This window comes from Ancylobacter sp. (assembly GCF_965279025.1).
Classification (GTDB): Bacteria; Pseudomonadota; Alphaproteobacteria; order Rhizobiales; family Xanthobacteraceae; genus Ancylobacter.
In genome coordinates this window covers 4,602,667-4,617,474 of record NZ_OZ257132.1, presented here as the reverse complement: position 1 = coordinate 4,617,474, position 14,808 = coordinate 4,602,667, and the positions used below count along the sequence as shown (strand labels likewise).

Sequence of the window (14,808 nt, the reverse complement as noted above, 5' to 3'; positions counted from 1 at the left end):
CGGCTGAAGCGCGTTAGACGGCCTTTGCGCGGACCGAATCTGACCCCATATTGCCGCCATGGCCAAAGCAGCACGTCCCGGCGGGTTCTCCGAGCGCTCCCAGCGCGCCTTCGAGCCCGCGCAATCCGCAACGCTCGATCCCGCTCTCGCCGAGAAGCTCGGCGTGGCGCCGACCTCGGGTGCCTCCGCCACGGTCGCTGCCCTGTCGGCGCTCATTGAGGGCGGCCGCCCGGAGGTGGATGGCCAGCTCTGGGTGCCGCATCGCCCGTCCCGGCCGGAGAAGTCCGAGGGCGGCGTGCGGTTCGTGCTGCAGTCCGAATACACGCCCAACGGCGACCAGCCGGAGGCGATCAAGGAACTTGTCGCGGCGGCCAATGAGGGCGAGCGCGACCAGGTGCTGCTGGGCGTCACCGGCTCGGGCAAGACCTTCACCATGGCCAACGTCATCGAGCGGGTGCAGCGGCCGGCGCTGGTGCTGGCGCCGAACAAGACGCTGGCCGCGCAGCTCTATGGCGAGTTCAAGAGCTTCTTCCCCGACAATGCGGTGGAGTATTTCGTCTCCTACTACGACTACTACCAGCCCGAGGCCTATGTGCCGCGGACCGACACCTTCATCGAGAAGGAATCGTCGATCAACGAGCAGATCGACCGGATGCGCCACTCGGCAACGCGCTCGCTGCTGGAGCGCGACGACGTCATCATCGTCGCGTCGGTCTCCTGCATCTACGGTATTGGCTCGGTCGAGACCTATGCCTCGATGACCTTCAAGATCGAGGTCGGCGAGCGCATCGACCAGCGTCAGATGCTCGCCGACCTCGTGGCGCTGCAGTACAAGCGAACCCAGGGCGATTTCGGCCGCGGTACCTTCCGTGTGCGCGGCGACGTCATCGAGATTTTCCCGGCGCATTACGAGGACCGGGCCTGGCGCGTCTCGCTATTCGGCGACGAGGTGGAGAGCATCCAGGAATTCGACCCGTTGACGGGCCAGAAGTCGCAGGAGCTGAAATTCGTCAAGCTCTACGCCAATTCGCATTATGTGACGCCGCGCCCGACGCTCATCCAGGCGATCCACGGCATCAAGGCCGAGCTGAAGCACCGGCTCGACGAGCTGAACGCCATGGGCCGGCTGCTGGAAGCGCAGCGGCTGGAGCAGCGCTGCACCTTCGACATCGAGATGATGGAAGCGACGGGCAGCTGCGCCGGCATCGAAAACTATTCGCGCTGGCTTACCGGCCGCCTTCCCGGCGAGCCGCCGCCCACCTTGTTTGAATACGTGCCCGACAATGCCTTGATCTTCTGCGACGAGAGTCACGTCACCATCCCGCAGATCGGCGCGATGTATCGCGGCGACTTTCGCCGCAAGGCAACGCTGGCGGAATATGGCTTCCGCCTGCCGAGCTGCATGGACAACCGGCCGCTGCGCTTCGAGGAATGGGAGGCGATGCGCCCGCAGACGGTGCATGTCTCCGCCACCCCCGGCAAATGGGAGATGGAGCGCACGGGCGGCGTGTTTGTCGAGCAGGTGATTCGCCCGACCGGGCTGGTCGACCCAGAGGTCGAGGTCCGTCCGGCGCGCACGCAGGTCGACGACCTGCTCGGCGAGGTGCGGGCCACGGCGGCGAAGGGCTACCGCACGCTGGTGACGGTGCTTACCAAGCGCATGGCCGAGGACCTGACGGAATATCTGCACGAGAACGGCATTCGCGTGCGCTACATGCACTCGGACATAGACACGATCGAGCGCATCGAAATCCTGCGCGACCTACGCCTTGGTGCCTTCGACGTGCTGATCGGCATCAACCTGCTGCGCGAAGGGCTCGATATTCCCGAATGCGGGCTGGTGGCCATTCTCGATGCCGACAAGGAGGGCTTCCTGCGCTCCGAGACCTCGCTGATCCAGACCATCGGCCGCGCGGCGCGCAATGTCGACGGGCGGGTGGTGCTCTATGCCGACAGCATCACCGGCTCGATGGAGCGGGCGATGGCGGAGACCGAGCGGCGCCGTGTCAAGCAGGTGGCGTGGAATGTCGAGCATGGTATCACGCCGGAAAGCGTGAAGAAGGCGATCGGCGACATTCTCAACAGCGTCTATGAGCGCGACCATGTGACGGTGGATTCCGGCCTTGCCGAGGGCGCGAGTACCTATGGCAACAACCTTGCCACCGTCATTGCCGATCTCGAAAAGCGCATGCGCAAGGCTGCGGCCGATCTCGATTTCGAGCAGGCGGCGCGGCTGCGCGACGAGGTGAAGCGGCTGCAGGCCACCGAACTCGTTCTCTCGGACGACCCGCTGGCCCGCCAGGACAGCATTGACGACCGCACCGGCGGCTATCGCGGCGAGCGCAAATATGGCCGCTCCGCCAACATGCCGGAGAAAAAGGCGAAAGGTGGGGGCCGGGCCGGCACCGGGCGCTCCTCGCCGGGCCATGTGTCGTCCGGCGCGGATGCGCGGGCGGACGAGGCGCAGGCAGGCTACGAGCCGGGCGAGCCGCCCATGTTCGCGCCGCGCGCCGCCTCGCGCATCGTCAAGCCCTCGCTCGACGACATGGGCCCGGGCACCGACCGCGCCGAGCCTTTGCGCGTGGAAGACTGGGTGCGCCCGGAACGGCCGGACCCGATGACCAAGGGCTATCGCAAGGGCGGACGGCGGGCGCCGAAACGGTAAGAGGTGCCTCAGTGCCTCTTGACAGCTTGAGGTTGTGAGTCTCCCATTCGTCCACAGGTACTATAGGTGGGATTTGGGCCGGGGAGACCTCATGAACTTCGCGCAAGCCGTTTCCAGCGTTATGCGACAATACTTCACCTTTTCCGGCCGCGCGCGCCGTTCGGAATTCTGGTGGTTTGAGCTGTTCCTCATTATCACCCCCTGGATCATCACATTTGTCACGTCGTTGCTGTTTGGCAACTTCTTTCTCGTGCAGGTGGCCGAAATAGGCGGAGAGCCCGCGATACTCGACCTGTGCGACCTGTTGTTCGGGGTGGCAACGTTCATCCCGTCTTTAGCCGTTGCAGTCCGCCGTCTGCATGACACCGATCGGACCGGCTGGTGGCTGTTGATCACCTTTACCGTTATCGGCATTCCGGTGCTTATCATCTGGTTTGTATTGAAAGGTACCACCGGCCCGAACCGCTTCGGGCCTGACCCGCTGCAAGCCTGAACTGTAGCGACGAGGGGGAGCTCCCGTCGGCCCTATGGTGTTCCGCCGCGTTCGGGCCAACAATACCCCGCATGGCCCATAGGGCACGGGGGATCACATGACGTTCACGCAGGCCGTTTCCAGCGTTCTTGGCAAATACGCCACCTTTTCCGGGCGCGCGCCGCGCTCGGAATATTGGTGGTTCGTCGTGTTCTCGATCTTGGCGAGCATCGCTGCCGGCGTCATCGACACGGCTCTGTTCGGCGCGTTCTCGCTGCTCACTTTCGGCGAAATCGACGCCTTCACGCCCATCAGCACACTGGTCGGCCTGGGGCTGCTGATCCCCTCTATCGCCGTCGGGGTGCGTCGCTTCCACGACATGGATTACGCCGGCTGGTGGCTGCTGCTGATCATCTCCGGCATCGGCGCCATCGTCGTTTTCTTCTGGTTCATGGCAAAGGGCACGCCGGGCCCGAACCGCTTCGGGCCGGACCCGCTGGCGCCGTGACGTCAACAAAAAGGGCGGCCCGCAGGCCGCCCTCGATTGTCCGATGTCGTGAAAAGCTGATCAGCCCTGCTGGATGGCGCTGAGCTTCCATTCGCCGCGCGGCGGGCGGGCGAAGGTCCAGAACTCCACCGCCTGCTCGATGCGGTCGGGGTCGCCCTGCACGACACGGCCGGTGGCCTTGTCGAGGGTGACGTCCTTCAGCTCGTAGCGCATGGCGACGGTGGCGTATTCGGTGTCGCCTTCCGACCAGGCTTCCGACAGGTCGCCCTGCAGCAGCTTCACGTCGGTGACGCGGTTCTCCAGGCCTTCGCGCGCCATCTCGTCGAGTTCCTCGCCCATATAGCCGGCCATCTCCGGCGTGAGCAGCGCGGCGAGAGCTGGCTTGTCAGCGCGGCTATAGGCGGCCTGCACCTCGGTGAGCGTGCGCTCGAAAGTATCGAAGTCCGAGCCCTCCAGCTTGATCGGCTTGCCACGCGGGGCGGTGCCGAAGCCGGCGCGGGGCGCGGCGGTGCCGGTCGAGCCGCCACCCTGCGGGGCCGAGCCCGCACCGTTCATCGCGTCGCGGTTCAGTGCATTGGGATTCATGACATTGGGATTCGTCGCGTCGGGGCGGGCGCCGCCGGCATAGGAGGGCTGATTGCGCGAGCGCATCCAGCCCATGACCAGCCGCACGACGATGAAGATCAGGCCGATCTGGAGCAGCAGGCCGAGAATGCCGGACAGGCTGCCGAGGCCGGAGAAGAAGCCCGAACCCATGAGCAGGCCGAAGATGCCGGCGCCGAGCAGGCCGCCCATCAGCCCACCCATGAAGCCGCCGCGCATGAAACCGCCGGGCTGCCCGCCGGGCGCGCGGGGGGATTGTGCCGTTTGGGCGGGAGCGGCGGAGCGCTGCAGGGGCTGGGCGGTGGGAGCGGTCGGCGTGGGGGCAGGCGTCGACCAGCTTCGCGTGCCACGGCTGCCGAAGCTGCCACTGCGGCCGGCGCGGGCTTCCGCGAAATCGCTGGCCACCAGGACGCCGGCGGCGACAAAGAGCGCGCCGATCACCAGGCGCAGGGCGGCGGGACTCAGACGCAGTAATCGCAAGGGCTTGGCCTCTCTGGATCGGTTCGGGCGGCAGATGCCGTAACGTCATCCATATGGGAAGATATGGGGCGGAATCTACCCCCCTTGCGCGCACGAAGCCCGACGAGGAACCTGCCAACCGGGGCCGAGCCGGCGGGAAACGGCGCTTTCAGCGCCGCACACAATCCTGTGAAGAGGCCATCTGCAGCCGGCGCAGGATCACTGCGGCAGCTGCTGCATCCCCAAGCTGCACAACGCCTGCCGGCGCGGCTGCAGAAGGCCTGCCAACTGCGGCGTCGGGCGGCACGCAGGCGGCGTCAGAAGCCGAGCTGCGATTCGATGGCGGCGATGGAGCCGACCGGCGCGTTCATCGGCTTCTTCTCGCGCGCGTCGGCGGGACGCAGCGGCGAGATGGCGCCGGTGTAGGGGGTCTTGGACGTGGGGGAGGCAAGCGGGGCCTGAACCTCGGTGCGGTTCATGACGGGGGGCATTTCAAAGTCCTTCCTGATACGCATACGCTGGTTTTACAACTGGCCTCGCGGCCATCCTTGTTCGATGCAACGGCCTCGCGGCCGCTTTTCTCAAAGAGCATCGCCCGAGGACGGCGCCCTGCATGCTCATTTTATAGGGCTTCAACCCTGAAGCATTCCTGAGCACGGTGTTCATGCTGGCGGGGGATTCGTTCACAATCGCGGCGGCTCTGCGGCATTTGATGAGAAACTCACCGTCTGTTGCGCGGTAGACGCACCTTTCTGCAGCGATCTGCCGCTGGGGGTAGCCCGGTGCCGGGCGCCTTGCGCCGGCGTTCCTCATTACCTCTGCTTGCCGGGGATAAGCTCGCCCGCATGGGTGTCATCGTCGGCATGCTAATTGCTAAGTTGGTCTACGCCTTAAGGAGTATCGCCATGTCCGTTGCCCTCACCATCGCTCTTTCCGATGCCGAACCCGAAGCCGATGGCGAACTCGACCTGTCGCTGCGCGACGACATCCGCATGCTTGGCCGCGTGCTGGGCGACACGCTGCGCGACCAGGAAGGCGAGGCGATCTATGAGCTGGTGGAGCACATCCGCCGTGTCTCCACCCGCTTCCACCGCGAGGAGGACGAGGGCGCGCGGCATGAGCTGGAAGCTATTCTGAGCGATCTCGGACCGGATCAGACCATCTCCATCGTCCGCGCCTTCTCCTATTTCTCGCACCTTGCCAACATTGCCGAGGACCAGAACGTCATCCGCCGCATGCGCGTGGCGGCGGCGAACGGAACCTCCGCCGGGCCGGCGACGGTGGCGCGGGCGCTGGAGCGGGCGCGGGAGGCGGGCATCTCCACGGCGGACCTGCGCGCCTTTTTCGAGACCGCGCTGGCGAGCCCGGTGCTGACCGCGCATCCCACCGAGGTGCGCCGCCGCTCCACCCTGACCCATGAAATGAAGGTTGCCGAGCTTCTCGCCGACCGTGCCCGGCGCGATCCCACGCCCGAGGAACAGGAGATGGCGGCCGCCGAGCTGCGCCGGCGGGTGCTGGCCCTGTGGCAGACCAACCTGCTGCGCCGGACCAAGCTGACGGTGCTGGACGAGGTGGCGAACGGCCTCGCTTATTACGACTACACCTTCCTGCGCCAGCTCCCCACGCTCTACGCGGCGCTGGAAGACCGGCTCGCGGCGATGGAGGGGCTGAACGGGGCGGCACCGGAAATCGCCTCCTTCCTGCGGATGGGCAGCTGGATCGGCGGCGACCGCGACGGCAACCCGTTCGTGACCGCCGAGGTGACGCGCGAGACCATGCGCATGCAGAGCGCGCAGGCCGTGCGCTTCTATCTCGAAGAACTCGACAGCCTCGGCGGCGAACTGTCGATCAGCACCATCCGGGTGAGCGTGTCGAGCGACCTGCTGGCGCTGGTGGATGCCTCGCCCGACCTCTCGCCGCACCGGCGCAACGAGCCCTACCGGCTGGCCGTCACCGCCATCGCCTCGCGCCTGCGCGCCACCGCGTTCCGGCTGGAGATCGCCGATCTGCTGGGCATCACCGTGGTGCCGCAGGCACTTCCCTATGCCTCCGCCGCCGAATTGCGTGCCGATCTCGACATCATCGATGCCTCGCTCAAGGCGCATAAGTCCGGCGTCATCGCCGGCGGCAAGCTGCGGGCGCTGCGCCGCGCGGTGGACAGCTTCGGTTTCCATTTGGCGGTGCTGGATTCGCGCCAGAATTCCGATGTGCATGAGCGCTGCGTGGCCGAGCTGTTCGAGGTCGCCGCGCCCGGCACCAACTACGCCGCGCTGCCCGAGGGCACCCGCGTCGCCCTGCTGCTGCGCGAGCTGACCACCGCCCGGCCGCTCACCTCGCCCTTCGCCCCCTATTGCGACGAGACGGTGGGCGAACTTGCCATGCTGCGCACCTGCGCGCGCATCCACCAGATTTTCGGCCCCGAGGCGATCCAGACCTGCATCATCTCCAAGGCCGAGAGCGTCTCGGACATGCTGGAACTGGCGCTGCTGCTGAAGGAGGTGGGCCTCGTCGACCCCGCCGGGGCGGCGGCGGTGAACATCGTGCCGCTGTTCGAGACCATTGAGGACCTGCGCAACGCCGCCAAGGTGATGGAGCAGATGTTCCGCCTGCCGGAATACCGCAAGCTGGTCGATAGCCGCGGCAGCGTGCAGGAAGTGATGCTCGGCTATTCCGACAGCAACAAGGATGGCGGCTTCGTCACCTCGGGCTGGGAGCTCTACAAGGCCGAGATCGAGCTGATCGAGGTGTTCAAGCGCCACGGCGTGCGGCTGCGGCTGTTCCATGGCCGTGGCGGCTCGGTCGGCCGTGGCGGTGGGCCGAGCTATGACGCCATCCTCGCCCAGCCGGGCGGGGCGGTGCAGGGGCAGATCCGCATCACCGAGCAGGGCGAGATCATCTCCTCCAAATATTCCAACCCGGCAGTCGGGCGCGGCAATCTCGAGATTCTGGCGGCGGCGACGCTGGAGGCGACGCTGCTTTCCGGCGACGCCATGGCGCCGCGCGCGGAATATCTCACCGTCATGGAGGCGCTGTCCGCCTCCGCCTTCGCCGCCTATCGGGCGCTGGTGTACCAGACCCCGCGCTTCGAGGATTATTTCTGGGAATCCACCGTCATCAACGAAATCGCGACGCTGAACATCGGCTCGCGCCCGGCCTCGCGCAAGAAGACGCGGCGGATCGAGGATCTGCGGGCCATTCCCTGGGTGTTCTCCTGGGCGCAGTGCCGGCTGATGCTGCCGGGCTGGTACGGCTTCGGCACCGCAATCGGCGACTGGCTGAAGGCCAACCCCGACGGCCTGAAGCTGCTGCAGGAAATGTACCGCGAATGGCCGTTCTTCCGCACCCAGCTTTCCAACATGGACATGGTGCTCTCCAAGAGCTCCATCGCCATCGCCTCGCGCTATGCCGCGCTGGTGGAGGATGTGGACCTGCGCGAGAGCATTTTCGGGCGTATCCGCGCCGAGCATCAGGCGTCGATCGACGCGCTGCTGTCGATCTCGCAGCAGCCGGCGCTGCTGGGCTCCAACCCGCTGCTGGAGCGCTCGATTCGCGCGCGCTTTCCCTATATCGACCCGCTCAACCATGTGCAGGTGGGCCTGCTGCGCAAGTACCGCGCCAGCGACACCGACGAGAAGGTGCTGCAGGGCATCCAACTGACCATCAACGGCATCTCGGCCGGGCTGCGCAATTCGGGGTGAGGGGGCGGGACGGCCGGCCCAAGGCCCGAAAGGGCGACGCGGGCGGCTATCGCAGGAGACACGATCCATGTACACGCCGCCCGCCTTCCGCGAAGACGACCCCGCCCTCCTGCGCCGGATCATGCGCGAGGCGCGCCTGGCGACGCTTGTCACCGCGACGGCGGATGGGCTGATGGCAACGCCCTTGCCGCTGTTCCTCGATGATAGCGAAGGCGGGCATGGCGTGCTCTATGGCCATGTGGCGAAGGCCAACCCACAGTGGAAGACGCCGCCGCTGGGGGAAGCGCTGGTGCTGTTTTCCGGCCTCGACGCCTATGTCACGCCGAGCTGGTACGCGGCCAAGCAGGAGCACGGCAAGGTGGTGCCGACCTGGAACTATGAGGCGGTGCACGCGTATGGGCCGGCCGAGTTCTTCGAGGACCCGGCCCGCCTGCTGGAGGCGGTGACGCGGCTCACCGCGCTGTACGAGCAGCCGCGCGCCGAGCCCTGGGCGGTGAGCGACGCGCCGGAAGCCTTCGTGGCCGCCCAGCTCCGGGGCATCGTCGGCGTGCGGCTGCCGATTTCCCGCATCGAGGGCAAACGCAAGATGAGCCAGAACCGTTCGGAGGCCGACCGCCAGGGCGTGTCGGCCGGGCTGGCGCAGAGCGAGCGCGCGAGCGACCGTCAGGTGGCCGCGATGATCCCGACCGTGCGGGACGGAGCCTGACGGCGTCGGCGCGTCAGACGCCTGCCAGCGGCGGCACGGCTTCCGGCGGCAGGTTGGGCGGCACGCGGGCAAGGCGGAAGGCGGCCTTGATCAGCGCGGCATTGTCCTGCGCCTCGCTGCCGTCGGGCAGGTGCTTGCCGTCCTCCAGCCCGATGCGCCCGTCGAGCCCGCGCATCAGCGCGTCCTGGTAGAGCGGCCAGACGGAGGCGTCGAAGCCGTGCTGGAGCACCGGCACGTCGAGGCTCGCCCGGGCCAGCACCTTGCGGATGGCGGCGGCAACAGCAAGGCCTTCCTCGACATCCTGCTCGTTGATCTCGATGAGGATGCGCAGGCTCTTCTTCGCCTCCGGCAGGGCGACGAAGCGCTCGGCATCGGCCACCGACCACAGCCCGGCCTCGACGCCGATGCCGCGCGACAAGGCGGCCGAGATAAGCTCCGGCGCGTCATCCTCGATCAGGTTGATCGAGACATAGTCGGGTAGCACCTGCCACGCCTTCATCGCCTTGAGACGCCCGGCAATGCCGGCATGCGTCGACAGGCCGATGGGGATGCCCGGCGCCTTGGCGCGGATCGCCTCCAGCGTGGCGGCGACATCCGCCGGGTCGAGCGTCTCGGCCCCGGAGGCGTCGCGCGGGTGCAGGTGAAGCTCGTTGGCCCCGGCAGCCACCACCGCGACCGCATCCGCCGCGAGGCGGGCGGGGGTGAGAGGGGTGTAGGCATGGAAGGCGCTGTCGCGCGATCCGTTGAGGCAGGCTTGCAGCATCGCGGTCTCCCTGATCTTCCTGGCCTTCAACCCGCCAGAAAGCCTTTTCGTTTCAGGCGTTGCACAGAACGTTCGAGGGCCTGGAGAAATTCCGAGCGGTCGCGGGGCGAGAAGGGGCGGGGGCCGCGGGTGATCTCCCCGGCTTCGCGCAGGTCCGCCATGAGGTTGCGGGTCGCCAGCTGCATGCCGATGGAGGCGGCGGTGAAGGGCTTTCCGGTGGGGCCGATGGCCTCCGCGCCCTTGGCCACCACCCGAGCGGCGAGCGGTACGTCGGCGGTGATGACCAGGTCGCCTTCCTCCACCCGCTCGGCGATCCAGTCATCGGCGACATCGGGGCCGGCGGAAACGACGATGCGCTCGACCTCGGCGTCGCGCGGCACCGCGATCCAGGAATTGGCGACGAGGAACACCTTGATGCCGTGGCGGGCGGCGACGCGATAGGTCTCGTCCTTCACCGGGCAGGCATCCGCGTCGATATAGATGAGGATCGGCTTCGACACAGTAGTCCTGACGGTCGGAGGCTGGCAGAAAGAAAGAAGGGCTGCCCGCGAGAGCAGCCCTTCCCATGTCAGACCGCGGTTCGGTCCGGTAACTGCCTAGAAGGGCAGTGCGACGTATCGCATCACGCGGAACGAACCTCATAAGAGGCAAGCGTCCAGGTCACGGATACCGACGACCGCGGATCAAGACGATCAGACACTGGATCACCTCCTTTCAGTTGTTGAAGACATCTGGAGCTTAGACCGATTCGCGCAAAGGTCACGCGCTTGTTGCAGTGCGAAGGCCGAATCCGCTGTTCACATCGCGTTACGGCGCGCAATCTTCGGTGCGTGCCGGGGAGACGAAACCGCATGAGGCGATTGAGCTGGTTGTTGGCGCTGCTGCTGGCGGCAGCGCCGGTGCAGGCGCAGCAGACGTCCGACACGCGGGCGCCGGAAGCGGCGAGCCCGCTCGCGGCCGGGCAGAAGACCGCCACCGGCACCCGCTGGATGGTGACGGCGGCCAACCCTTTGGCGGCGCAGGCCGGCGCGGCGATGCTGCGGGCGGGCGGCAGCGCCGTCGACGCGATGGTCGCCACCCAGCTCGTGCTGGGGCTGGTGGAGCCGCAATCCTCCGGTCTCGGCGGCGGCGCGTTCCTGGTCTACTGGGACGCGGCCGCCGGCCGGCTCACCACCTTCGACGGCCGCGAGACGGCACCGCGCGCGGCGACGCCGACCCTGTTCCAGAACGCGCAGGGCCAGCCGCTCGGCTTCCTGGAGGCGGTGATCGGCGGGCTCTCGGTGGGTACGCCGGGCACGCCGGCGCTGCTGGAGACCGTGCACAGGCGACATGGCCGGCTGGACTGGCGCGGGCTTTTCGCCCCGGCGCTGGAACTGGCGGAGAAGGGTTTCCCGGTCTCCCCGCGGCTTGCCGGGCTGATTGCGGGGGATGTGGCCACGCTCGCGCGCGATCCGGCGGCGCAGGCCTATTTCCTCGATGCTGACGGGGCGCCTCTGGCGGCCGGCACGGTGCTGAAGAATCCGGCCTATGCCGGCACGCTGCGGGCGCTGCGGGAGGAGGGAACCCGAGCCTTCTACGAGGGCGCGCTGGCGCAGGGAATCATCGAGGCGGTGCGCGGCTCGGCCAATCCCGGCCTGCTGGCGCTGGAAGATCTGCGCGCCTACCAGGTGAAGGAGCGCGCGCCGGTGTGCGGCGCCTATCGGGGCCTCGATGTCTGCGGCATGGGACCACCGAGCTCCGGCGCGCTGACGCTCGGCCAGATTCTCGGCCTGCTGGAGCCTTATGATCTGCGGGCGCTCGGCCCGTCCTCGCCGGAGGCCTGGCGGCTGATCGCGGACGCCTCGCGCCTCGCCTTCGCCGATCGCGAGCGCTACATGGCGGATTCGGATTACGTGCCCATGCCGACGGCGGGGCTGCTGGCGCGTGACTATCTCGGCCAGCGGTCCAAGCTGCTCGCCGGCGACGATGCGCTGCCCGAGGTCGCGCCCGGCACTCCCGCCTGGGACCATGCCATGGCTGCGCCGGCGCGTGCGGATGGCGCGGCGCCGGAGCTTCCCTCGACCAGCCAGATCACCATCGTCGATGCGGCGGGCAACATCGTCTCCATGACCTCGACCATCGAGGCCGGGTTCGGATCGCGGCTGATGGTGGGCGGCTTCCTGCTCAACAATGAACTGACGGATTTTTCCTTCCGCTCGCAGAAGGACGGCGTGCCGGTCGCCAACCGGGTGGAGCCGGGCAAGCGCCCGCGCTCCTCCATGGCGCCGACCATCGTGCTGAAGCAGGGGCGGCCGGTGCTGGCGCTTGGTTCGCCCGGCGGCAGCCAGATCATCGGCTATGTCGCCAAGACGCTGATCGCCCATGTCGATTGGGGCATGAGCCTGGGCGAGGCCATTGCGGCGCCCAATGTGCTGGCGCGCTTCGATGCGGTGGAAATCGAGGCGGGAACGCCGGCGCAGGCGCTGGAGCCCGGCCTGCGCGCGCTCGGCTTCGAGGTGAAGACGATGCCGATGACCTCGGGCGTGCAGGCGGTGGCGATCACGCCCGGAGGCCTGATCGGCACGGCCGACCCGCGCCGCGAGGGCGTGGCGATCGGGGAGTAAGGGGCGCTCAGCCTATGCCGTCATGCTGAGGTGCCGCCCACAGGGCGGCCTCGAAGCACGCAGAAGCGGAGGCGAGGCGGCATCCTTCGAGGCTCGCCTGCGGCTCGCACCTCAGGATGATGCTGCTCGGAAAACGTTCCGTCATGCTGAGGTGCCGCCCGTCCGGCCTCGCAGCACGCAGGCGAGTGGACCCGGCATCAGAAAGTTATACCCCGGCCAGAAGACGTCTCCTGCCGGATCATCGTCATCCCCGGGCTTGGCCCAGGGATCCACGACTGGCGGCGCGCGGGAAGGGCGTGGATGGCCGGGCCAGGCCCGGCCATGACGGCGGGGCGGGGGGAACTGCCGCGTGGGTGAGAGAACGAGAGGGCGTCATCCCGGCCGAGCGCAGCGAGAGCCGGGATCGCTCTCCAATGTCTGCACGATCCCGGCTCGGCCTATGGCCGTCCGGGATGACGCGCCTACCGTGACGGGACGGCGCGGCGCCTCAATGGCTGATCATCCACGGGCGGGCGGAGGGGAAGCTCTTGGCGCCTGAGGCGGCGGTGGCGGTCTTCGACTTCTTGCTGCGGCTCTTCATGCCGCCGGAGCAGCAGGAGCAGCTCGACGGGTGCTTCTTCGCCGCATATTCGCCCGTCGTCATCGGCGCGTTAGCGGCGCGCTCATTGGTGGCGTGGGCGGTGAAGCTGTCCCGCGACATGCCGCTGAAATGCGGCGCGGTCAGCATCACGCGCGGTGCCATGGCGCTGCAGTCCGGGCAGGGCTGGGGGGCCTGATACTCGCTCATCGGCCGCATGGCAGTGAAATCGCCGCAGCTCTCGCATTCATATTCGTAGACGGGCATCGGCGTGTCCTTCACTCGGCAGGGTGTTCGGGCAAGCCGTCACGGCGGCTTTATGTTGCCCCTTGGGCGTTTCCTCGAAGGCAAGGGCGATGCCACGGACATCGCCCACGTTCGGAAGAGAGAGCGGGGCGACGCCTTTGGCATCGCCCGTTTCTGGAAAGGGAGCGGGGCGACGCGTGGGCGCCGCCCCGCAGCACCGGACATAAGCGGGGGTCAAAGGTCCGGTGAAAGCGGCATGTCGATCGAGCCGTCGAGGAACTTGGTGGGGCCGGCGGCGGTGGGGTTGATGTCGAAGTCGAAGATCTCGGTCGGCAGCCACAGGGTGGCGCAGGCGTTGGGGATGTCGACGACGCCCGAAATGTGGCCCTGCACCGGCGCGGTTCCGAGGATCGAATAGGCCTGCGCGCCGGAATAGCCGAATTTCTTCAGGTACTCGATGGCGTTGAGGCAGGCCTGACGATAGGCGATGTGGACGTCGAGATAATGCTGCCCGCCATACTCGTCGACCGAGATACCTTCGAAGATCAGGTAGTCCTTGTAGTTCGGCGTCACCGGCGAGGGCTTGAAGATCGGGTTCTTGATGCCGTACTTCGCCATGCCGCCCTTCAGCACCTCCACCTTGAGGTGCACCCAGCCGGCCATCTCGATGGCGCCGCAGAAGGTGATCTCGCCGTCGCCCTGGCTGAAGTGCAGGTCGCCCATGGAGAGGCCGCCGCCTTCGACATAGACCGGGAAGTAGATCTTGGAGCCTCGCGACAGATCCTTGATGTCGCAATTGCCGCCATGCTCGCGCGGCGGAACGGTGCGCGCGCCGGTGGCCGCGGCCGCTGCCTTCGCATCGCCGGTGAGGCGGCCCATATGGGCGGTGGCGGCGAAGGGCGGGACGGCGAGAGCGGGCACGCGGGTCGGATTGGTGTCGATCAGCGCCTGCTCGCGGGTGTTCCAGGTCTCCAGCAGCTTCGGGTCCGGCAGGCAGCCGATGAGGCCGGGATGGATGAGCCCGGCGAAGTTCACGCCCGGGACGTGGCGCGAGGAGGTGTACATGCCCTTGAAGTCCCAGATGGACTTCTGGGCCAGCGGGAAGTGGTCGGTGAGGAAGCCGCCGCCATTCTTCTTGGAGAAGAAGCCGTTGAAGCCCCACTGGCTGTCCGGCATGGCGCCGATGTCGAGCAGATCGACCACCAGCAGGTCGCCGGGCTCGGCGCCCTTGACGCCGATGGGGCCGGACAGGAAGTGCACGATCGACAGGTCGATGTCGCGCACGTCGTCGGCGGAATCGTTGTTCTTGATGAAGCCGCCGGTCCAGTCATAGGTCTCGACGATGAAGTCGTCGCCCGGCTTGACCCAGGCCACCATCGGAATGTCCGGGTGCCAGCGATTGTGGACCATGTCGTTGTCATAGGCCGACTGGTTCAGGTCAACTTTGATCAGTGTCTCGGTCATTCTTCTCACTCCCCGTGGGCAAGCTGGAATCTTGGGCAGGCTGG

General features: G+C 67.3%; 12 protein-coding genes. 6 read left to right on the top strand and 6 right to left on the bottom strand.

From position 1 onward, the window contains the following. The first annotated feature begins 58 nt into the window (after positions 1-58). The 3 genes from uvrB to ACQY76_RS21475 all read left to right on the top strand — a co-directional run bounded on the left by uvrB (position 59) and on the right by ACQY76_RS21475 (position 3,645). Positions 59-2,665, top strand: coding sequence for an excinuclease ABC subunit UvrB (gene uvrB / locus ACQY76_RS21485; protein WP_428030710.1), 2,607 nt, complete (start codon positions 59-61; stop codon positions 2,663-2,665). 91 nt (positions 2,666-2,756) lie between these two features. Beyond that, positions 2,757-3,158 (top strand): DUF805 domain-containing protein, encoded by a 402-nt coding sequence (locus ACQY76_RS21480; RefSeq protein WP_428030709.1) that lies wholly within the window; start codon positions 2,757-2,759, stop codon positions 3,156-3,158. 97 nt (positions 3,159-3,255) lie between these two features. Continuing rightward, positions 3,256-3,645 carry a DUF805 domain-containing protein gene (locus tag ACQY76_RS21475; protein ID WP_428030708.1) on the top strand — a complete coding sequence of 130 codons (390 nt, stop codon included), beginning with the start codon at positions 3,256-3,258 and terminating at the stop codon, positions 3,643-3,645. 60 nt (positions 3,646-3,705) lie between these two features. Here ACQY76_RS21475 and ACQY76_RS21470 read toward each other — a convergent pair whose 3' ends face one another. Together ACQY76_RS21470 and ACQY76_RS21465 are read right to left on the bottom strand one after the other, a co-directional pair. Continuing rightward, positions 3,706-4,728: a Tim44 domain-containing protein gene (locus tag ACQY76_RS21470; RefSeq protein WP_428030707.1), complete on the bottom strand. Its 1,023-nt coding sequence runs from the start codon at positions 4,726-4,728 to the stop codon at positions 3,706-3,708. Positions 4,729-5,024: 296 nt separating this feature from the next. Then, positions 5,025-5,198 carry a hypothetical protein gene (locus ACQY76_RS21465; RefSeq protein ID WP_428030706.1) on the bottom strand — a complete coding sequence of 58 codons (174 nt, stop codon included), beginning with the start codon at positions 5,196-5,198 and terminating at the stop codon, positions 5,025-5,027. A gap of 414 nt (positions 5,199-5,612) precedes the next feature. Between ACQY76_RS21465 and ppc the strand changes: the two genes are divergently transcribed. Then, positions 5,613-8,405 (top strand): phosphoenolpyruvate carboxylase, encoded by a 2,793-nt coding sequence (ppc, locus tag ACQY76_RS21460; RefSeq protein ID WP_428030705.1) that lies wholly within the window; start codon positions 5,613-5,615, stop codon positions 8,403-8,405. 67 nt (positions 8,406-8,472) lie between these two features. Next, a complete protein-coding gene (locus ACQY76_RS21455) occupies positions 8,473-9,111 on the top strand; it encodes an FMN-binding negative transcriptional regulator (protein ID WP_428030704.1) in 639 nt (212 codons plus the stop codon). 13 nt (positions 9,112-9,124) lie between these two features. On the opposite strand, the gene ACQY76_RS21450 is transcribed toward ACQY76_RS21455, so the two are convergent. After that, entirely contained in the window at positions 9,125-9,874 is a 750-nt protein-coding gene (locus ACQY76_RS21450) for a 3-keto-5-aminohexanoate cleavage protein (RefSeq protein WP_428030703.1), read from the bottom strand. A 26-nt stretch (positions 9,875-9,900) separates the two neighbouring features. Beyond that, positions 9,901-10,374: a YaiI/YqxD family protein gene (locus tag ACQY76_RS21445; protein ID WP_428030702.1), complete on the bottom strand. Its 474-nt coding sequence runs from the start codon at positions 10,372-10,374 to the stop codon at positions 9,901-9,903. Positions 10,375-10,725: 351 nt separating this feature from the next. On the opposite strand from ACQY76_RS21445, the gene ggt reads away from it, so the two are divergent. Then, positions 10,726-12,477: a gamma-glutamyltransferase gene (ggt, locus tag ACQY76_RS21440; RefSeq protein ID WP_428030701.1), complete on the top strand. Its 1,752-nt coding sequence runs from the start codon at positions 10,726-10,728 to the stop codon at positions 12,475-12,477. Positions 12,478-12,964: 487 nt separating this feature from the next. On the opposite strand, the gene ACQY76_RS21435 is transcribed toward ggt, so the two are convergent. Both ACQY76_RS21435 and fmdA read right to left on the bottom strand, forming a co-directional pair. After that, a complete protein-coding gene (locus tag ACQY76_RS21435) occupies positions 12,965-13,321 on the bottom strand; it encodes an FmdB family zinc ribbon protein (protein ID WP_428030700.1) in 357 nt (118 codons plus the stop codon). Between the two features lie 213 nt (positions 13,322-13,534). Then, positions 13,535-14,764, bottom strand: a complete 1,230-nt coding sequence (gene fmdA / locus ACQY76_RS21430) for a formamidase (RefSeq protein ID WP_152302615.1) — start codon at positions 14,762-14,764, stop codon at positions 13,535-13,537. Positions 14,765-14,808: the final 44 nt, after the last annotated feature.